The 18,189-nt window shown below is 68.3% G+C and carries 20 protein-coding genes; 11 read left to right on the top strand and 9 right to left on the bottom strand.

What is annotated here, in order from left to right; all coding sequences use genetic code 11:
• The first annotated feature begins 10 nt into the window (after positions 1-10).
• Positions 11-1,000, top strand: a complete 990-nt coding sequence (gene bioB, locus FV220_RS18555) for a biotin synthase BioB (RefSeq protein ID WP_147832822.1) — start codon at positions 11-13, stop codon at positions 998-1,000.
• 2 nt (positions 1,001-1,002) lie between these two features.
• Here the strand turns inward: bioB and FV220_RS18550 are convergent, their stop codons facing one another.
• The 4 genes from FV220_RS18550 to mnmA all read right to left on the bottom strand — a co-directional run bounded on the left by FV220_RS18550 (position 1,003) and on the right by mnmA (position 5,328).
• Positions 1,003-2,463, bottom strand: coding sequence for a HAMP domain-containing sensor histidine kinase (locus FV220_RS18550; protein WP_056146609.1), 1,461 nt, complete (start codon positions 2,461-2,463; stop codon positions 1,003-1,005).
• 134 nt (positions 2,464-2,597) lie between these two features.
• Positions 2,598-3,449 carry a TVP38/TMEM64 family protein gene (locus FV220_RS18545; protein WP_147832820.1) on the bottom strand — a complete coding sequence of 284 codons (852 nt, stop codon included), beginning with the start codon at positions 3,447-3,449 and terminating at the stop codon, positions 2,598-2,600.
• 22 nt (positions 3,450-3,471) lie between these two features.
• Positions 3,472-4,122, bottom strand: a complete 651-nt coding sequence (locus tag FV220_RS18540) for a class I SAM-dependent methyltransferase (protein ID WP_147832819.1) — start codon at positions 4,120-4,122, stop codon at positions 3,472-3,474.
• A gap of 48 nt (positions 4,123-4,170) precedes the next feature.
• Positions 4,171-5,328, bottom strand: a complete 1,158-nt coding sequence (gene mnmA / locus FV220_RS18535) for a tRNA 2-thiouridine(34) synthase MnmA (protein ID WP_147832818.1) — start codon at positions 5,326-5,328, stop codon at positions 4,171-4,173.
• Positions 5,329-6,302: 974 nt separating this feature from the next.
• Here mnmA and FV220_RS26195 point away from each other — a divergent pair.
• The 10 genes from FV220_RS26195 (at position 6,303) to FV220_RS18485 (ending at position 15,403) form a co-directional block, all read left to right on the top strand.
• A complete protein-coding gene (locus FV220_RS26195) occupies positions 6,303-7,253 on the top strand; it encodes a flagellar hook-length control protein FliK (protein ID WP_238253788.1) in 951 nt (316 codons plus the stop codon).
• A gap of 10 nt (positions 7,254-7,263) precedes the next feature.
• Positions 7,264-7,944: a flagellar hook capping FlgD N-terminal domain-containing protein gene (locus FV220_RS18525; RefSeq protein WP_018044451.1), complete on the top strand. Its 681-nt coding sequence runs from the start codon at positions 7,264-7,266 to the stop codon at positions 7,942-7,944.
• A gap of 104 nt (positions 7,945-8,048) precedes the next feature.
• A complete protein-coding gene (locus tag FV220_RS18520) occupies positions 8,049-8,324 on the top strand; it encodes a DUF1153 domain-containing protein (protein ID WP_018044452.1) in 276 nt (91 codons plus the stop codon).
• A gap of 253 nt (positions 8,325-8,577) precedes the next feature.
• Complete coding sequence (gene fliF / locus FV220_RS18515) at positions 8,578-10,191, top strand: flagellar basal-body MS-ring/collar protein FliF (protein WP_056146410.1); 1,614 nt, start codon at positions 8,578-8,580, stop codon at positions 10,189-10,191.
• A 61-nt stretch (positions 10,192-10,252) separates the two neighbouring features.
• On the top strand, positions 10,253-11,302 hold the full coding sequence (gene fliG / locus FV220_RS18510) for a flagellar motor switch protein FliG (RefSeq protein WP_018044454.1): 1,050 nt from the start codon (positions 10,253-10,255) through the stop codon (positions 11,300-11,302).
• A complete protein-coding gene (locus tag FV220_RS18505) occupies positions 11,299-11,892 on the top strand; it encodes a FliH/SctL family protein (RefSeq protein ID WP_056146408.1) in 594 nt (197 codons plus the stop codon). Before fliG ends, FV220_RS18505 begins: the two co-directional genes overlap by 4 nt.
• A 47-nt stretch (positions 11,893-11,939) precedes the next feature.
• Complete coding sequence (gene fliN, locus FV220_RS18500; protein WP_056146405.1) at positions 11,940-12,284, top strand: flagellar motor switch protein FliN; 345 nt, start codon at positions 11,940-11,942, stop codon at positions 12,282-12,284.
• Positions 12,285-12,336: 52 nt separating this feature from the next.
• Complete coding sequence (locus FV220_RS18495) at positions 12,337-13,701, top strand: sigma-54 dependent transcriptional regulator (RefSeq protein WP_147832817.1); 1,365 nt, start codon at positions 12,337-12,339, stop codon at positions 13,699-13,701.
• Positions 13,702-13,752: 51 nt separating this feature from the next.
• Positions 13,753-14,127 carry a (2Fe-2S) ferredoxin domain-containing protein gene (locus tag FV220_RS18490; protein ID WP_246689487.1) on the top strand — a complete coding sequence of 125 codons (375 nt, stop codon included), beginning with the start codon at positions 13,753-13,755 and terminating at the stop codon, positions 14,125-14,127.
• 196 nt (positions 14,128-14,323) lie between these two features.
• Complete coding sequence (locus FV220_RS18485; RefSeq protein ID WP_147832816.1) at positions 14,324-15,403, top strand: flippase-like domain-containing protein; 1,080 nt, start codon at positions 14,324-14,326, stop codon at positions 15,401-15,403.
• 57 nt (positions 15,404-15,460) lie between these two features.
• Here the strand turns inward: FV220_RS18485 and FV220_RS18480 are convergent, their stop codons facing one another.
• The 5 genes from FV220_RS18480 to FV220_RS18460 form a co-directional block, all read right to left on the bottom strand.
• Positions 15,461-16,051, bottom strand: a complete 591-nt coding sequence (locus tag FV220_RS18480; RefSeq protein ID WP_056146401.1) for a PIN domain-containing protein — start codon at positions 16,049-16,051, stop codon at positions 15,461-15,463.
• Positions 16,052-16,054: 3 nt separating this feature from the next.
• Complete coding sequence (locus FV220_RS18475) at positions 16,055-16,513, bottom strand: helix-turn-helix domain-containing protein (protein WP_056146398.1); 459 nt, start codon at positions 16,511-16,513, stop codon at positions 16,055-16,057.
• Between the two features lie 149 nt (positions 16,514-16,662).
• Positions 16,663-17,052: a glyoxalase superfamily protein gene (locus tag FV220_RS18470; protein WP_056146396.1), complete on the bottom strand. Its 390-nt coding sequence runs from the start codon at positions 17,050-17,052 to the stop codon at positions 16,663-16,665.
• A gap of 13 nt (positions 17,053-17,065) precedes the next feature.
• Entirely contained in the window at positions 17,066-17,719 is a 654-nt protein-coding gene (gmk, locus tag FV220_RS18465; protein ID WP_018044463.1) for a guanylate kinase, read from the bottom strand.
• Positions 17,720-17,730: 11 nt separating this feature from the next.
• Positions 17,731-18,189, bottom strand: a 459-nt coding sequence (locus tag FV220_RS18460; RefSeq protein WP_147832815.1) for a DUF1732 domain-containing protein, incomplete at its 5' end; no start/stop codon positions are given.

The following is an 18,189-nucleotide window of genomic DNA, read 5'->3' as shown; positions in this document are numbered from 1 at the left end:
CCCCACCCCCTTGCCCGCCACCGAGATCCCCGCGATCCGGCACGATTGGACCGTGGCCGAGATCCAGGCGATCCACGACCTACCGCTCCTCGACCTCGTGTTCCGGGCGGCACAGGTCCACCGCGCCCATAACGACCCGGCCGATATCCAGCGCGCCGCCCTGCTGTCGATCAAGACCGGCGCCTGTCCCGAGGATTGCGCCTATTGCCCGCAATCGGCGCACCACAAGGGCACCGGCCTGCCGCGCGAGCGCCTGATGGCGGTGGACAAGGTGCTTAAGGAGGCCGCCGCCGCGAAAGCCGCCGGAGCCCATCGCTTCTGCATGGGCGCCGCCTGGCGCCAGCCCAAGGACGGCCCGGAATTCGATGCCGTCCTCTCCATGGTGCGCGGTGTCCGCGGCCTCGGAATGGAAGCCTGCGTCACGCTCGGCATGCTCACCCCGTCCCAGGCGGGCCGCCTCGCCGAGGCCGGGCTGACCTCCTACAACCACAACCTCGATACCGGCCCGGATTTCTACGGCGACATCATCTCGACGCGGACCTACGAGGATCGCCTCAACACCCTTCAGAACGTGCGCGATGCCGGGATCGGCGTCTGTTGCGGCGGTATCGTCGGCATGGGTGAGGGCGTGAAGGACCGCGCGGCGATGCTTCAGGTGCTCGCCAACCACGCCCCCCATCCCGAGAGCGTGCCGATCAACGCCCTAGTGGCCGTCGAGGGGACCCCTCTCGAGGACCGTCCGCCCGTGGACCCGCTCGATCTCGTCCGGATGTGCGCCACCGCCCGCATCGTCATGCCGAAGGCGCGTGTGCGTCTCAGCGCCGGCCGCAAGGGGCTCACCCGCGAAGCGCAGATCCTGTGCTTCCTCGCCGGCGCGAACTCGATCTTCTACGGCGAGCGCCTCCTCACCACGGCCAATAACGAGACCGATGCCGATGCGGAGCTACTCCGCGACATCGGCATCACCGTGCCGGGCCTGACCCTGGCGGCCGCGGAATAGGCTCAGGGCGACGTCGTCGGGCGGTCCGGGATCACGATCCGGAAGCGGGCGCCTTCCCCCTCCCCCGTCGTATCCAGCGTGAGAGAGCCGCCCTGAAGCTCGATCAGTTCGGCGGCGATCGGAAGCCCGAGCCCGGTCCCGCCCGCGCGCGTCGACCCCTCGAACGGTGAGAACAGGTTCGCCCTCGCCCGTTCGGGAAGCCCCGGCCCGTTATCCGCGATGAGGATCGTCACCCCGCCCGCCCCCGGCCGGCCGTGGCGCGTGGCCTCGATCTCGATCACTGGATCGAGCAGCCGCGCCTTGTCCGAACCGATGGCCTGAACGGCGTTGCGCACGATGTTGGTGAGCGCCCGCGAGAACTGGTCGGGATCGACCTCCACCTCGACATTCTCGTCGCAGGCCACGCGAATCGTCACCCGTGACGCGCCGTCGAGCCTGGACAGGTCGGATTGCTCGGCCAGGATCGGCGCGAGCTCGACCTTGCGCCGTTGCGGGACGGCCTCGCTCGCCCGGCCATACGCCAGCGTCTCCTCGCAGAAGCGGATCGCCCGGCCGAGAGTGGCGAGGAGGCGGGGGGCGATGCGCTCTACCGCCGGGTCCGACACGGATTCCAGCCGGTCGCCGAGAAGCTGCGCCGTGGTCAGGAGGTTGCGCAATTCGTGGTTGATCTTGCTCACCGACAGGCCGAGTTCGGCGAGGCGGCGCTTCTGGCGCAGCTCGCCGGCCAACGCCGTCTCCATGCGGGCGAGCGCCACCTCCGCGTGACCGATCTCGTCGGTCCGGCGCGACGGCGTGATGATGCGGTCGCTCCCCTGGGGATCGTCGGCGAATTCCGTGATGTTGCGGGCGAGGCGCCGGACCGGGCGCACGATGATCCGCTGCAGCATCAGGAAGACGAGGCCGGCCACCGCCGCGGCGATCGCCAGCGACGAGAGCAGCAGCCGGTCGGCGAAGTCGATCAGCGCCTCGCGCAGGGGCGCCTCGTCGAGGAGGATCTCCACGAGGTCGAACCCGTCCCGGCCATGGCCGATGACCCGGACCGGGCCGTTGCTCACGGTGAAGACGGTGCGCCATGCCCCCCCGATGGAGGCGATCCAGTCATGGGAGCGCAAGTCGACGAGGCCTGCGACCTCCGAGGGGATCGTGTCCACGGCAAGGAGACGGCGCGTCCCGTCGCCGCGCACCGCGATGGCGCTGGCGCCGACCCCCCTCAAAAGATGGCGCGCGAGGTCTTCCGAGACGTGCTGATCCGGCGAGGCTTCGAGGACGAGGGCGGCGATCTGGGCGGCGGCGATGCGGTCCGACAGCCACATGCGCCGGTAGTTCGCCACGGTCGGCACGTAGATCAGGATCTCGACCAGGGCGACGAAGGCGATGGTCACGAGGAACAGCCGGCCCGACAGGCCGAGATGACGGCCGATTCCCGCCCGCGCCTCCGCCTCGACGGGGACAGGCAGTTCCATGCCGGCGCGTGGCGTCGCGTCCATCACGGGGTTCCGATCATCCCTCATCCCGGGCTTCTTGGCTCGTCCCGGTCTCCCCGGCGCAGTGCCTCCCGCGGCGGTCATTCCGATCTCTCGGCGATCAACTCTACGTCTTAATGCGATTGATTTACATCACGGTTACGCTCCGGCCGCCGCGCCGTCGAGTGCCCGGCCACAGGGATCTGCGACGTGACGCTACGCTTGCGGGCGAACCGGCGTCTCAGCCCTATGGAGAGCAACGCGAAGGCGGCGAGGCCGCCGAGGCCGGCCAGGGTCTTGACGGTGACGAGAGACCGCAGGGACAGGGCCTCGTCGCAGGCCTCGGCGCCGCTCGCCAGACAGTCCGCCTTGGCCGCCTCGTTGGCCGCGACGACATCCTCGATCGCCGATCCGGCTGCCGCATAGACGACGGCGCCGGGGGCGAGGCCCAGAAAGGTCGCGAGCACGAAGGTGCGCAGGGGAACGCCGAAGGCCGCCGGGGCGAGATTCGTCATCCAGAACGGAAAGATCGGCAGGAGCCTCAGGACGAGGATGAAGCCGAACGCGTCGTCGCGGAACCCCGCCGCGAGGCGGCCGAGGCGCGGTCCGGCGCGGGTCACGAGAAACTCCGACATCGGCCCACGGCCGATGGAGAAGACGATGGCCGCACCGGTCGTCGCCGAGACGAGGGCGATCCCCGCGCCTGTGGCGGCCCCGAACAGGAAACCCGACAGGATGGTCAGCACCAGCGAGGCCGGCACGGACACGATCACGCAGCCGATATAGACGAGGTAGGCGACCCCGATGGCTCGCGACCGGTTCTCGGCCACAGCCTCCATCAGCGTTGCGCGATAGGACAGCAGGCGGTCGAGGCTGAGAAGGTGCGGGGCGCCGGAAATGAGGACGCCCAGCGAGATGGCCACGAGGGCGAGGATCGGAAGCCACCGCAGGGCGCGGCGGAGGACGCCGCTCGAGTTGCGTGTCATGTCCCCGCTTCGCCGGGCCGGATCAGCCGGGCTTCCGCATCCTCAGGATCTTGAAGAAACCACCGGGGAAGGTCGGCGAGACGCCGATGAACTCGACGCCGTTGCGCCGCGCCCAGTCCTCGATGCGCGTCGACTTGAACGCCGAGGACCAGCCGATCTTGGTGCAGAGCGGCGCCACGATCTCCTCGACCTTCGCGACCGCGCCCTTGGTCTGGCCGAAATGGTTGGCGAGGACGATCTCGCCGCCCGGCCGCACCACGCGGAGAAATTCCGACAACGCGGCTTCGGGGTCCGGCACCAGGGTGATGAGGAACTGCGCGACCACCGCGTCGAAGCTGGCATCGGCATAGCCGAGGCGGCACACATCCATCACCTGAAGGCCACGGACATGGGTGAGCCGCCGGCGCAGCACCTTGGCGCGGGCACGCTTCAGCATGTCCTCGGACAGGTCGACGCCGCAGACGAAGCTGCCCGCCGGATAATAGCCGAGGGACAATCCCGTGCCGACGCCGGCTTCCAGGATACGCGGCCCGCAGGCGGTGGCCGCCATCACCGCGTCGCGCGCGGCGGGCTCGGTGAGCTTGTCGTAGACGACGTCGTAGACCGGTGCCCAGCGGGCATAGGCCTTGCGCATCAGGGCCGTGCTCGGACCGGCCTGCGGCTCGCTCAGCATATCGTCTCTAGATCCTGCGGATGGGGAAGGTTCTGGCTCGGGTCGGCGTCAGGCGGCTTGCGCCGTTCCGGCTGCCAACGCGTCGATGCGACGAATGGTGCCGCCGCCGAGCACACGCGAGCGTGGGCCGTCATCGGCATAAATGACGCAGGCCTGGCCCGGAGAGACGCCGTCTTCCGGTGTGGCCAGCACGACCTCGGCGGCTGCTCCACCGGAATCGACCGTCAGATGTGCGGCCCGCGGCTCACGGGTCGAGCGGACCCGCACGGCCACCGGCATGTCGACGACCCCGCCGGACGGCAGGATCCCGAGCCAGTTCAGATCGTCGAGGCGGATGCGGCTGGTGGCGAGGGCGGAACGCGGCCCCACCACCACCCGGGCGGAATCCGGCTCCAGTCGGACCACGTAGAGCGGCTCGCCGACGGCGAGGCGGAGACCCTTCCGCTGTCCGACCGTGTAATGAATGATGCCCTCGTGCTGGCCGAGCACCCGGCCCTCGAGATCGACGATGTCGCCGGCGCGCGCCGCATCCGGCCGCAGCTTGGCGATGACGTCGGCGTAGCGCCCCTGGGGCACGAAGCAGATGTCCTGGCTGTCGGCCTTCTCGGCGATGGCGAGGCCGAGCTCGCGGGCGAGGCGTCGGGTCTCGTCCTTGGGCAGTTCGCCCAAGGGAAAGCGCAGGAAATCGAGCTGCTCGGCCGTGGTGGCGTAGAGGAAGTAGCTCTGGTCACGGGCCGGATCGAGGGCGCGATAGAGGCCGCGCCCGCCGGCTTCGAGGGGGCGACTGGCCACGTAATGGCCGGTGGCCAGCACGTCGGCATCGAGGTCGCGGGCGGTGGCGAGGAGGTCGCGGAACTTGATCGACCGGTTGCACTCCACGCAGGGGATCGGCGTCTCACCGGCGAGATAGCTCTCGGCGAAACGGTCGATCACCGATTCCCGGAAGCGGTCCTCGTAATCGAGGACGTAATGCGGGATGCCGAGCGTCTCGGCGACGCGGCGCGCATCGTGGATGTCCTGACCGGCGCAGCAGGCGCCTTTGCGATGGACCGCCGCGCCATGGTCGTAGAGCTGCAGCGTGATCCCGACGACGTCGTAGCCCTGCTGGCTGAGCAGCCCGGCCACCACGGAGGAATCCACGCCGCCGGACATGGCGACGACGACGCGCGTCTCGTGCGGGGCCTTGGGAAGGTCGAGGGAGTTCATCACGTCACGGGTTCGCCGGCAGGCCGCAGCGCCCGCACATGCGGAGTCTATAGCGATCCTGAGGTGGAACTTCCAGGCAGGCCGGGAGCAGGTCTCGCATGCCGACGCGCCGGACCCGGCAAATCCTGCCTGGACAGGGACGATTTCGCCGGGTCGCGGAGGATCGGTTTGCGAGCGACGAAAATTTTTCCTATCGAAACAATGGGTTGTCGGGTGCGATGCGTGGCTCGAAGTTTGCGCGGTGGGGGGCGAGGAGACTACGCCGAATGGCCACCACGTCGATCAACCGAGACCAGGCCTCGCGGTTCGCGAGCGCGGTCGCCCCGCGTTCCGCCCCGATTCCTGCCACCGATGCGGCGGGCTTCGAACGTTTCAGCATCCCCGCAGGCGAGTCGCATCCGGCGCCGGCCTCACGCAGGGCCTTGGAGCCGAAGACGGCCACCCGCGAGCGTGATGCGGCCAAGACCGGCGTCGCGACGTCGGTGGCTTCGCCGACCGCGGAACCGTCCTCGCCGCGGCCGAAGGGCGATGCCGCACGGCCGGGGGCGCTTTCGCAGCGGAGCGCTTATCGCGGGCCGGTCCAGGTCGATGCCGGAGGCGTGGGCGCGGCCGAAGCGGCGCTGCGGGAACAGGATCCGGTTTCAGGGCAGATAGAAGATTTGGCCGAGACACGGCCGCTGCGAGCCCGAAGGGACGAGGATCAGGCTACGCCGCCCAACGAGGCCGGTCTCGGAGGTTCGCCGGTGCAGCGTGACGCTTCGGCGGCGAAGGGCACGAACATGCAGCCCACCCTGCCGCAACAGGGGGGAGATCCATCGAGCATGGCGGCGTCGGGCTTCCCGCAGCCAGCCGGCAAGGCAGGCTTGCCGATGACCGGCGGCGCCGGACCATTGTCCGCCTCTTCCGTGCAGGCAGGACATGAGACCCCTCAATCCGCCGCCCCGCCTCAGGCTGGGAATGCCTTGCCGCCCTCGATGGCTGGACAGAGTGCGATACCCGTTCCGGTTCAGGCGATCGCGTCTGCGGCCATCGCCGCCGAGGCGGTCACGGCGACCGAAGAGCGGAACGACGATGGGGAGGTTCCGGCGGACGGCGCGGTTGCGGACCCCACCGCGACGGCAATGTCCGCCCTCGCCCCGCCCGAACTCCTCGCGCCTCCACCACCGGCCAACGCTCCCGCGATGGCGGTTCAGGCCGGTGCCGCCTCGTCTCCGAAACCGAGCGCAATCGTTGCACCCGGCGCGGGCGGCGCGCAAGCTGCCGCCGGTCGTCCGGTCGCCGTACCCGTATCCGGCACCGATCGCCCGGCCTCCTCCGAGCGCGAGACCTCGTCGGCCAAGGCTTTCGACGAGCTAGCCCCCGGTTCGACCGTGGCCGCCGACGATCTCGCTTCGGCTCCTACGGCGACGTTCAGCCCTGTGCCGGCAGCCCACATTCCCGCACCGGCGCCCGACCCCGCCGGCGCCTTCCCCCAGGCCCAGGCGGCGCCGGTGCCCCTCGGCGCGGTGCCGATGACCATCGGGCTCCGTTCGCTGGCCGGGTCGAACCGTTTCGAGATCAGCCTCGATCCGAAGGATCTCGGGCGAATCGACGTGAATCTCGATATCGACAAGGACAGCGGCACGGTCACCGCACATCTCACGGTCGACCGGCCGGAGACCCTGGCCCTGCTCCAGCGCGATGTCGGCAACCTGCAACAAGCTCTGTCGCAGGCCGGCTTCGATGCGGGTGAGGCCGCCATCAACCTGTCCCTGCGCAGCGACACCGGCTCCGATGGGGGCAACGGCGCCGAGCGGGATGGCGGGGGCGGCCGGGATGGCCGCTCCGGCACGCCCGGTTCCGACCTGAAGGACCCGCGCCTTTCCAACGACGTCGTGCCGCTGCGTATGCTGCGCGGCCTCGGCGGCATCGACATCCGAATCTGAGGAGACCGCCATGACAGCCGGCATCACCGGAGCTTCGAGCAGCTCCTCCATCACGAACCCGAGCACGGCCACCGGCGCTTCCCAGGAGATCGCCGGCAATTTCCAGCAGTTCCTGACCCTGCTGACGACGCAGCTCAAGAACCAGAACCCGATGGACCCCCTGGACACCAACCAGTTCACGCAGCAGCTTGTGCAATATGCCGGGGTCGAGCAGCAGCTGAAGTCGAACGACCGCCTCGATTCCATCCTCAACAACGCGAAGGCATCGAGCGCCGCCGCCGCCACGGGCTTCATCGGCCAGAGCGTGACGGCGGACGGTCGGGTCGCCAACCTGAAGGACGGCTCGGCCGTCTGGACCCTGACGCCCGCGCGTGCCGCAAAGCAGGCGACGATGACGATCAGCGATGCCAAGGGCAACGTGGTGGCCACACAGACGAAGGCCCTGACCGCCGGGGCGCAGACCTTCGCCTGGGACGGACGATCCACCTCCGGCTTCACCTCTGCCAACGGCAGCTACTCGATTAAGATCGATGCCTTCGACGCCACTGGTGCACAGGTTAGCGTCGACACGCAGGTCGCCGGAAAAGTCGACGGCGTCGATCTCAGCGGCAGCGAGCCGGTGCTGCTGATCGGCAAATCGCGGCTGCCGATATCGGGCGTGCAGAACATCGGATCCGGGTTGTCCACATGATCCTGGAAAAAACGAATCAGATGCAATCGATCCGCTTCAACATATCTTAAGCGGGCGCAAGTAGCTTCCAACCTCGACAGGTCAGTCGAGTTGTAGAGCGTATCATGACCGAACCAAGCCGCCCGAGAGTCAAATACGTCATCGGGCCAGATGGAAGCCCGCTGACGATCGCGGATCTTCCGCCGACCACGACCAGACGATGGGTCATCCGCCGCAAGGCCGAAGTCGTCGCAGCCGTCCGCGGCGGTCTTCTCAGCCTTGAGGAAGCCTGCCAGCGTTATACCCTTACCACCGAGGAATTCCTGAGCTGGCAGTTCTCCATCGACCAGCATGGCCTGGCCGGATTGCGGACCACCCGTATTCAGCACTACCGCCATTGAGATCGAGGAGGGTCGGCATCCGGGCCGGGTTCCGGAAGTCCCCTTCGAGCAACGATCTCCTTGAAAAAGAACCGCGCCCTCCACGGGGCGCGGTTCTTTCCGTTTCGGGGTCGGCTCGAAACGGACGAACGCCGACCATCCTTTTTTCCTGGGTTAAGGAAATCGTTAACCGGACGCTAACCACGACCTGGGCAAATTTTGCCGAGCGAGCGCGGCCCTTCCGCCGCTCCGGTTCGGGTGGGTACGTCGCGTCGTGAAGTCCGTTCTCGAAGTGGTGACGAAGTTGGGACCGGCGCGGCTCGCGGCCATGGCGGCCGTGACCCTGACGTTGATCGGCTTCTTCGCCTTCGTGATCCTTCGCGTGTCGAAGCCCGATATGGGCGTCCTCTTCGCCGACCTGTCGATGCAGGATTCGGGGGCTGTCATCCGGGACCTCGATGCGCGCGGCATCAAGTACGAGACGCGCGGCGATGCGGGCCAGACCATCATGGCGCCTCGCGCCGACCTGCCCCGCCTGCGGATGGACCTCGCCGGCAAGGGCCTGCCCAGCGCCTCGGGCGTCGGCTACGAGATCTTCGACAAGGGCGATGCGTTCTCGTCCACCAACTTCGTCCAGAACGTCAATCACCTGCGCGCCCTGGAGGGGGAACTCGCGCGCTCCATCCGGGCCATCGGACGGGTCCAGGCCGCGCGCGTCCACCTCGTCATTCCGGAGCGCCGCCTGTTCGAGCGCGACCGCGAGTTACCCAGCGCCGCCATCGTGCTCAAGCTCGTCGGTGACATGGACCCCTCCCAGGTTCGCGCCATCCGCCATCTCGCCGCTTCCGCGGTGGAGGGCCTGAAGCCGGAGCGGATCTCCATCGTCGACGAGCGTGGCCGCCTGCTGGCGGACGGGGCTCGGGGTGCGGAGGCCGAGACCGGCGCCGGCATGGAGGAGAAGCAGGTCGGTCTCGAGCGCCGCCTGCGGTCCCAGATCGAGGAGATCGTGGCCGGCATCGTCGGCGCGGGCCGCTCGCGGGTGCAGGTCACGGCGGAACTCGACCGGAACCGCATCGAGAGCCGTTCGGAGACCTTCGATCCGGAGAGCAAGGTCGTGCGCTCGACGCAGACCCGCAGCGAAAGCGCGCTCACGGGGGGCAACGAGGGCGCCGTGACCGTCGGAAACGAATTGCCGGGCGCCAACCAGCCGAACCCGAACCCCAATTCGAAGGATTCCTCGAAGAAGGACGAGGAGACCACGAATTACGAGATCTCCCGCGTCACCAAGACGGTGGTCGAGGAAGGCGGACGTCTGAAGCGCCTGTCGGTGGCGGTCCTCGTCGACGGCGCCTACGTCCCGGGAGCGGATGGCCGCCCCGTCTATCAGCCGCGCCCGGCCAACGACATCGAGCGGATCGCCACCCTGGTTCGCACCGCCATCGGCTTCGACAAGGATCGTGGCGATCAGGTCGAAGTGGTCAACCTGCGTTTCGCCGAGACGCCCGCGCCCGTCGAGTTCACCGAGCCTTCGCTGATCCAGTCGCTCATGGCTCCGTCGAAGGAGGACGTGATGCGCATGGTCGAACTGTCGGTGCTTCTCCTCCTGACGGTGATCGTTCTCCTCGCCGTGGTCCGTCCCCTCGTGCGCCGCATCCTCACCGCCGAACCGACCCAGGCCATTCTGGTCTCGGGACCGGCACTGGCCGGTGGCGATCCCGGCGCCGATCAGATGCTTCCGGCTCGCGACAACCCCACGGCCCGCCTCGTCGACTTCGCGCAGTTGAACGGCAAGGTGCAGGCGGAGACCGTCCAGCGGGTGGTGGACATGGTCCGAGGCAGCCCGAGCGAGACGGTGGAGGTCCTGCGCAACTGGATCCACGACAGTTGAGCGGGACGGCGACGGCATTCGAAACGGTAGCGGCAACGGCAACGGCGAAGAGGAGTGAGGCATGGCCTCGGGGTTGAGCGTCATCGCGGATCAGGATCTCGGCAAGGCGGGCTTGAGCGCCATGACCGGCGCCCAGCGCGCGGCTGCGCTTCTCCTGCTCCTCGGCGAGACGGAGGGCGCGCCGATCTGGCAGATGCTGGACGAGGAAGAGGTCAAGATGGTCTCCCACGCCATGGTCCAGCTCGGATCGCTGGAGGCGGAGACCGTCGAGAGGCTGATCGTGGACTTCGTCTCGCGGCTCTCCTCGGGCGGCGGCATCACCTCGAACTACGAGCGCACCGAATCGCTGCTTCTCAAGATATTTCCCACCGAGCAGGTCTCGGCGATCATGGCGGAGATCAAGGGCGCTTCGGGCAAGCGGGTCTGGGCGAGCCTGACGCAGATCGACCCGGAGATCCTCGCCTCGTTCCTGCGCAACGAGTATCCGCAGACGGTCTCGGTGGTGCTGTCGAAGGTGCGCCCCGACTATGCGGCGAAGGTCCTGACGATCCTGCCCGAGGATTTCGCCATCGACGTCCTCAACCGCATGCTGCGGATGGAGACGGTGCAGAAGGAGGCCCTGCGCCACATCGAAGAGACCCTGCGGGTGGAGTTCGTCTCCACCATCGCGCAGACCACACGGCGGGACGCCCACGAACTGATGGCGGACGTGTTCAATGCGTTCGACCGCCAGACCGAAGGCCGCTTCCTCGCGGCCCTGGACCAGGCCAATCGCGGCTCGGCCAAGAAGATCCGCCAGCTCATGTTCACCTTCGAGGATCTGCTGAAGCTCGATGCGGGCAGTGTGCAGACGCTGCTGCGTAAGGTCGACAACGACACCCTGTGCCGCGCCCTCAAGGGCGCCGACGAACGGGTGCGCAACTTCTTCCTCAAGAACATGTCCACCCGCGCGGCCAAGAACATCACCGACGAGATGGGCTCGCTCGGCCCGATCCGCCTCAAGGACGTCGACGAGGCGCAGGCTAAGATGACCGAGCTCGCCAAGGAACTGGCCGAGAAGGGCGAGATCATGATCGCCAAGTCCAGCGGCGAAGAGGAACTGGTCTATTGAACGCCCGCCGGTTCCTCTTCGACACCGATTTCCGGCCGCGCGAAGGCGCGACCGTCCCGCCCAAGGAGGCGGCGGCCCTGGCCGAGGCCGTGGCGCAGGCCCATGCCCGCGGCGTCCAGGAAGGGCGCGCCCAGGCCGAGGCCCAGGCCCAGGCCCGCATGGCCGATGCCCTCACCCGCGTCGGCCTCGCCGCGGCCGGCCTCATCGGTCAGGCGGACGCGCGGGATGCGGCGCGCGAGGAGGAGGCCCTGGCCTTCGCCGTCTCCCTGGCGCGACGCATCGCCGGCGATGCCCTCGACACCCAGCCGCTCGCGGCCATCGGCGACGCGGCCCGCACGGCCCTGCAGCACCTGCGCGGCGTGCCGCATCTGGTGGTGCGCGTGAACGACAGGCTGGTGGACGAGGCCGAGGCGCTGGTGAAGAGCCTCGCCCGCGAGCGCGGCTTCGAGGGTCGTCTCATCGTCCTCGGCGAGCCCGACCTCGCCCCCGGCGATGCCCGGATGGAATGGGCCGATGGCGGGGTCGTGCGCGACCGCGCCCGTATCGAGGCCGCCGTGCTCGAAGCCATCGGCCACCCTCTCGACTCCTGATCCGTCGCCGCTCGACCCCGCAACGCCTTCGATTTTGAAAGCCCGTGATGTCCGACAATTTCAGCCTGCCGCAGCTCAATGGCATCGACTCGTCCTTCGACGGGCTCGGCTCCGAATCGATCCGCGAGGCGCCCACGACCCCCAAGAGCGCCTCCGACCTCGAACAGGTCTTCGACGTCCCCGTGGTGGTCTCGGCCGTGCTCGGCTCGTCGCGCATGCCCATCGGCGACCTGCTGCGGCTGCAGGCGGGCGCGGTGCTGGAACTCGACCGGAAGGTCGGCGAGGCGATCGACATCTTCGTCAACAACCGCCTCGTCGCCCGCGGCGAGGTCGTCCTCGTCGAGGAGCGCCTCGGGGTGACGATGACCGAGATCATCAAGAGCGACCACTGATCCCGCCCGCCGCGCTGCTGCGCGAGGCTCCACCGACACAGGATACTAGACCATGCGGCTCCTCATCATCGGACGCTTGAGCGGCGAACTCGTCACCGCCTCCAAGATCGCCATGAACCGCGGCGCGGCCGTGACCCATGCGGACGGGGTGCCGCAGGGCCTCGCCGTGCTGCGCGCCAAGGGCGCCGACCTCGTCATGATCGATGTGGGCCAGCCGATCCGCGAACTCGTGACCGCGCTTTCCGACGAGCGCATCCGCACCCCGGTGGTCGCCTGCGGCGTCGCCACCGATGCCAAGGCGGCGGTGGCCGCGATCCAGGCCGGCGCCCGCGAGTACATCCCCCTGCCGCCCGATCCCGAACTGATCGCCGCCGTGCTGCAGGCGGTCTCCGAGGACGGGCGCGCCTTCGTCTGGCGCGACGCCTCCATGGAGCGGGTGGTGAAGCTCGCCGAGCAGGTGGCGCGGTCGGAGGCCTCGGTGCTGATCACCGGCGAGAGCGGCACCGGCAAGGAGGTGCTGGCCCGCCACGTCCATGTGAAGTCCACCCGCTCGAGCCGGCCCTTCGTTTCGGTCAACTGCGCCGCGATCCCGGAAGCTTTGCTCGAATCCGAACTGTTCGGCCACGAGAAGGGGGCCTTCACCGGCGCCGTCGCCCGCCGGATCGGCCGGTTCGAAGAGGCCAATGGCGGCACGCTGCTCCTCGACGAAATCTCCGAGATGGATGTCCGCCTCCAGTCGAAGCTGCTGCGCGCCCTGCAGGAACGGGTGATCGACCGGGTCGGCGGCACCGCTCCCGTGAAGGTCGACATCCGGGTGCTCGCCACCTCCAACCGCAATCTCATCGACGAGGTCCGCAAGGGCACCTTCCGCGAGGATCTGTTCTACCGCCTCAACGTGGTGCACCTGCGCCTGCCGCCGCTGCGCGAGCGCCCGGCCGACATCCTCGAACTCGCCACCCATTTCGCCAAGAAATACGCCGAGGTGAACGGCGTTCCGGTCCGGTCCTTGAGCCGCGAGGCGCAGGCCATCATCCGCGAGAATCCGTGGCGCGGGAACGTGCGCGAACTCGAGAACACCCTCCACAGGGCGGTCCTGCTGGCAACGGGGCCGGAAATCGACGCCGACGCGATCTCCACCCCGGAGGGCGAATCCTTCGCCCGCTCCGCCGGGCCGGTGGAGCGCGCCGCCCAGGTCGCCGAGGCCGCCACCCGCGGTCTCGTGGGACGGACGGTGGCGCAGGTGGAATGCGAGCTGATCCTCGACACGCTCGACCATTGCCTCGGCAACCGCACCCATGCGGCCAAGATCCTCGGTATCTCGATCCGGACCCTGCGCAACAAGCTCAACGAATATGTCGATGCCGGCATCAGCGTCGCCGAGCCCGGCAGCGTCCGGGCGGTGGCGGCCTACGGCTGAGGGGTGCGGGCCGGCCGGGCCCCTCCCCCCTTTGACTTAGGAGTGGCCCGGATGGCGTCCCGGTCCCCGGCCCGCCGGACACGGAACGGGCACCCGGATTTGGCAAAACACGAGAAGGACACGACCGTTCGCACGGCGAAGTCCGGCTATTCGGACATCGTCCTGGTCTGCGCGAAATGCACCAAGCGTGTCGGCCTGAAGAAGGACGAGATCCGCGGGCGACTCAAGCGGGAGGTGAAAAGGCGCGGCCTCGGCGGGATGACCCGCGTGGTGTCCACAGGCTGCCTCGGCCCCTGCCCGAAGCGGTTCGTGGCGGTGGCGACCTCCTTCAGCCTGTCGCGCAACCGCATCGTCCTGATCGACCCGGAGGGCAATGCCGAGCAGGCCCTCGACACGGTCTATCCGCCCGCCCGCCGGTCCGAGTGAGGCGGTCTCCGATTTCAGCCCCAATGCCACGATAGGATCGGTCCGAGTTCGATTGTGCGTGACAGGCGGAGCGCCGGATGCGCTGTCCCTTCGATGTGTCGCAGATCGTCATCGCAGAACCGGGGTCCATGTCTGCGAAACCCGCATTGAGAGGATCGTCTCCGTTGGCGCTCGTCCATTTCAGAAGTCCGGCCCTTTGACCCGCCGCGTCGTGGCGCCTCCGCCCGCCCGAGCGGGCCTCGGAAGACAGGCCCTGCGCTACCTGCCCGTCCTGGGGACGGTGCTGGGCCTCGGCCTCGCGATCTGGCTGGTGGCGACCCACGATCTCGCCTCGGTGACGGATGCCTTCGGACGGATCGGAATCGTCGGGCTCGCCGGCATCGTGCTGATGCGCGTCGCCGTCCTGTCCCTCTGTGGTCTCGCCTGGGAGCGGGTGCTGCACCGGCTCTCCACCACCGCCGAGGCGGGTGCTTTCCTCATCCTTCGCTTCGTGCGTGACGGTATCAACGTGCTCCTCCCGGTGGCCTCCGTCGGGGGCGACGTCGTCGGTGGGCGCCTCCTCACTTTCTGGGGCGTGCCGGGCACGTTCGCTGCGGCCTCGATCCTGGTGGACATGCTGATCCAGGTCGGTACGCAGGCCCTGTTCGTGCTCATCGGCGTCGCGCTACTGATGCAGATGGAAGGCGAGTCCGCCGCGTCCCTCGCGGCCTGGGCCCTGCGGGCGCTCGGCGTCACCGCCATCGTGCTCACCGCCTTCTTCCTGTTCCAGCGCAGCCCGCTCATGCGCGGCGTCGAGCGCCGCGTCGCCGAACTCGGCCGGCGCTTCCTGCGCGACCAGGACGAGGCGGCGGCGGACTCGGCGACCGGCGACGCGGGTGTGCATGGCGCCCTCGATACGGTCTGGGCTCCGAAGCGCTGGCCCCTGCTGTTCCAGGGCATCGTCCTCCACCTCCTCGCCTGGATGCTCGGCGCCGTGGAGATCTGGATCGCGCTGACCTGCATGGGCGTGGAGGGCGTGGGCCTCGCCGAAGTCGTCATCATCGAGGCCCTGAGCCAGGCCATCAAATCGGCGGCCTTCCCGGTGCCGAGCGGATTAGGGGTTCAGGAAGGCGGGTTCGTCCTCGTGGGCGGCCTGTTCGGCATCGATCCCGGCACCGCCATCGCCCTGTCGCTGGCCAAGCGTGTGCCGGACGTGGTGCTCGGCCTGCCCTCCCTGATCCTGTGGCAGACCCTCGAGGCCCGCCGGGCGACGGTGATGGCTCCTCCGCGGGGGTAGGTCGTCGTCGCCGAGAGGCCGGCGATTTGGTCCCGTCTAGAAGCCGGGGCTTACCGTCTACAGGGACGCTTCATGCGAGCGGAGAACATCGACGGTCGAGGTCAGTCCGACAGCCTCCATATCGAGAAGCAACTGCCCTGCGTTTTTCCCTGGTCGGCGCAGACGCAGGCGAAGCTGCCGCACGGCATCGACCGCCTTGCCCTCATCGAGAGCGATGGTGTCGACGATGAAGGCGTCGGCCGTTCGCGCTTCAAGATTCAACGGACCGAGAACCGACGCCGGACAATGCTTGATGTTGTCCGTGACAATGGTCGCTGCCTGGGTTTTCAGGGCCGCCGCGACGACATGGGCATCCCCCGCGTCCGGCAGCCCTTCGCAGGCACCGAGAAAGCGGGTGAAGTCGGAGACCATCGCATCGTCGAAGGCGGTTTCCATGCAGAGCCGCGCCCGGCGAGCCCGCTCCTCGCTATCGGCGACACTCCTCTTCGCCAGGATGTCCGAAATCGCGCGTTCGGTCTCATCCAGAATCGGTATCGACCACCGCAGGCGAAAGAATTCTCGTTCCGCTAGGGTCAGAAGCAGGTTTCGCTTGAGGGCACCCGCGAGCACGCAGGCATCGACGAGCGCGGTGAAGCGGTTGGCGAACACCGCCTACAGGAACTCGCCATCGAGGGCGGCGAGGTCCGAGAGCGCCTGGCTCCGGGTTCCGTCCCGGACATCCTTGTACGCGAACAGGTCTTCGGCCTTGATCCTGCGATGGCGCCCGACCGTGATGTGAGCGATCTCGCCCCGCTCCAGTAGCGATACGAGATAGGGGCGCGACACGTTGAGGATATCTGCGGCCTGCTGCGTCGTGAGCATCTGGGTCACCGGAACGAGCGTCACCGCGTCGCCCCGGCCGATATGGCGGAGCAGATCGATCAGAAGGTTCGAGATGGCCGGAGTGAGCGTGATCTCAGCAGATTCCTTGCAAGCGTCGTCGAACACGCGCAGTTTCGTCTGCTCGGATGATTGAGTGGCCAGGAGGCGGCGCAGGGTGTTGGCGGTCTTGCGCTCGCCGTCCGACGGTAGCCGGCCGCCGAGGCCCTGAGCGGAGGCGCGCGGTGTCATCGTGAGCCGACTCCCTTGGATCGTTCCTGCGATATATCTACAACAAACGAAACCAGCGCAACAAGCGAAATGCCGTCCGTCGTGGCGCGTTCGCGATGACGCCCGGGCGATACAGGACGAGATCGCCGTTATCGAGCCGCGCCTCCGCCCTACGGCTCGGGCTTGACCTCGCAGAAGCGGAGGTTGTTCCCGAAAGGGTCGGTCACCGTCATCACCAGCCCCCAGGGCAGGCTTTCTATGCTCGGCTTGGCATGGACATAGTTTCGGGCGGTGAGTTCCGCCTGGAAGACGTAAATGCCCGCCATGCGCACGAAGGTCGTGGAGCCCGGCGTCGCATCGCCGTGATGGCCGCTGAGATGCAGGACGAGGCCGGCGCGCGAGACCTGGGCGTAGAGCGGAAAGTCGTCGCCGAAGCGATGCTCCCAATCGAGGCTGAAGCCGAGGAAGTCGACATAGAACTCGCGCGCCTTCGCTTCGTCGAAGATGCGCAGGACCGGGCAGGTCTGGTCGAAGCGGATGGTCCGGTCGGGTGTCGACATCGGGCTCGGCTTCTCAGGCGATCCTGTCGGGCTCGGCCAGAAGCCCGTCGACGAAATCCGACAGGCCGGTGTTGCGGACGCGCTTGAGGCGCTCGGCGACGAGGATGCCCTGGAGCTTGGCGAAGGCGTCGTTCAGGTCGTCGTTGACGAGGACGTAATCGTACTCGTTCCAGCGCTGGATCTCGACGCGGGAATTGGCGAGGCGCTTTTCGATGGTCTCGGGCGAATCCTCGGCCCGGCGTTCGAGGCGGTGGCGCAACTCGGCGAGGCTCGGTGGCAGGATGAACACCGTCACCACGTCCTCGGCGAGCTTCGCCCGCACCTGCCGCGTGCCCTGGTAGTCGATGTCGAAGATCATGTCCCGGCCTGCACCGAGCACCTTCTCCACCGGGCGGCGCGGCGTGCCGTAGAAATTGCCGTGGACTTCCGCCCATTCGAGGAGGTTGTCGGCGCCGCGCAGGGCGTCGAACGCCTCGCGGTCGATGAAATTGTAGTGCTTGCCGTCGATCTCGGAGGGCCGGCGCTGTCGCGTCGTCACCGAGATCGAGAGGTCGAGCCCCCACTTCGGGTCGCTGGCGACCGCGCGCGTCAGCGTGGTCTTCCCCGCTCCCGAGGGCGAGGACAGGATGAGGATGAACCCGCGCCGCCCGATCGTCGTGGCCTGCATGTCCGAAAAACCTACTCGACGTTCTGAACCTGCTCGCGGAATTGCTCCACCACGGCCTTCAAGTCGAGTCCGATCCGCGACAACGCGATGTCTCCGGCCTTCGCACAGAGGGTATTCGCCTCGCGGCCGAGCTCCTGGGCCAGGAAATCGAGCTTGCGGCCGATGGCGCCGCCCTTGGCCAGCAACTCGCCGACGCTGTCGAGATGGGCGCTCAAGCGGTCGAGCTCCTCGCGCACGTCGGCTTTCGCGGCGATGAGGACGGCCTCCTGGTGCAGGCGGTCGGGATCGAGCCCGCCGGCTTCCATCAGGACGGCGATGCTCGCGGACAACCGCGCCTTCACAGCCTCGGGCTGGCGGCCGGGGCAGGCCTCGGCGGCTTGGCGGAGGCGGGACATGGCGACGAGCTGCCCCTCGATGATCGCGCGCAGCTGGCGCCCCTCGGCGCGGCGCGCCTCCACGAGGTCGGCCAC

It is taken from the genome of Methylobacterium sp. WL19 (genome assembly GCF_008040005.1).
Classification (GTDB): Bacteria; Pseudomonadota; Alphaproteobacteria; order Rhizobiales; family Beijerinckiaceae; genus Methylobacterium; species Methylobacterium bullatum.
The sequence above is the reverse complement of the archived record's forward strand: the minus strand, read 5'-3'. Positions and strand labels throughout refer to the sequence as shown.

Bases quoted from the DNA above. Each gene is read 5' to 3' on its own strand.
- FV220_RS18470 (WP_056146396.1), bottom strand. From the start codon at position 17,052: ATGTCGACACCCGACCGGACCATCCGCTTCGACCAGACCTGCCCGGTC.
- gmk (WP_018044463.1), bottom strand. From the start codon at position 17,719: ATGCAGGCCACGACGATCGGGCGGCGCGGGTTCATCCTCATCCTGTCC.
- mnmA (WP_147832818.1), bottom strand. From the start codon at position 5,328: ATGAACTCCCTCGACCTTCCCAAGGCCCCGCACGAGACGCGCGTCGTC.
- FV220_RS18525 (WP_018044451.1), top strand. From the start codon at position 7,264: ATGACAGCCGGCATCACCGGAGCTTCGAGCAGCTCCTCCATCACGAAC.
- FV220_RS18550 (WP_056146609.1), bottom strand. From the start codon at position 2,463: ATGGAACTGCCTGTCCCCGTCGAGGCGGAGGCGCGGGCGGGAATCGGC.
- FV220_RS18540 (WP_147832819.1), bottom strand. From the start codon at position 4,122: ATGCTGAGCGAGCCGCAGGCCGGTCCGAGCACGGCCCTGATGCGCAAG.
- FV220_RS18495 (WP_147832817.1), top strand. From the start codon at position 12,337: ATGCGGCTCCTCATCATCGGACGCTTGAGCGGCGAACTCGTCACCGCC.
- FV220_RS18545 (WP_147832820.1), bottom strand. From the start codon at position 3,449: ATGACACGCAACTCGAGCGGCGTCCTCCGCCGCGCCCTGCGGTGGCTT.
- FV220_RS18490 (WP_246689487.1), top strand. From the start codon at position 13,753: ATGGCGTCCCGGTCCCCGGCCCGCCGGACACGGAACGGGCACCCGGAT.
- fliG (WP_018044454.1), top strand. From the start codon at position 10,253: ATGGCCTCGGGGTTGAGCGTCATCGCGGATCAGGATCTCGGCAAGGCG.
- fliN (WP_056146405.1), top strand. From the start codon at position 11,940: ATGTCCGACAATTTCAGCCTGCCGCAGCTCAATGGCATCGACTCGTCC.
- FV220_RS18520 (WP_018044452.1), top strand. From the start codon at position 8,049: ATGACCGAACCAAGCCGCCCGAGAGTCAAATACGTCATCGGGCCAGAT.
- FV220_RS18475 (WP_056146398.1), bottom strand. From the start codon at position 16,513: ATGACACCGCGCGCCTCCGCTCAGGGCCTCGGCGGCCGGCTACCGTCG.
- FV220_RS26195 (WP_238253788.1), top strand. From the start codon at position 6,303: ATGGCTGGACAGAGTGCGATACCCGTTCCGGTTCAGGCGATCGCGTCT.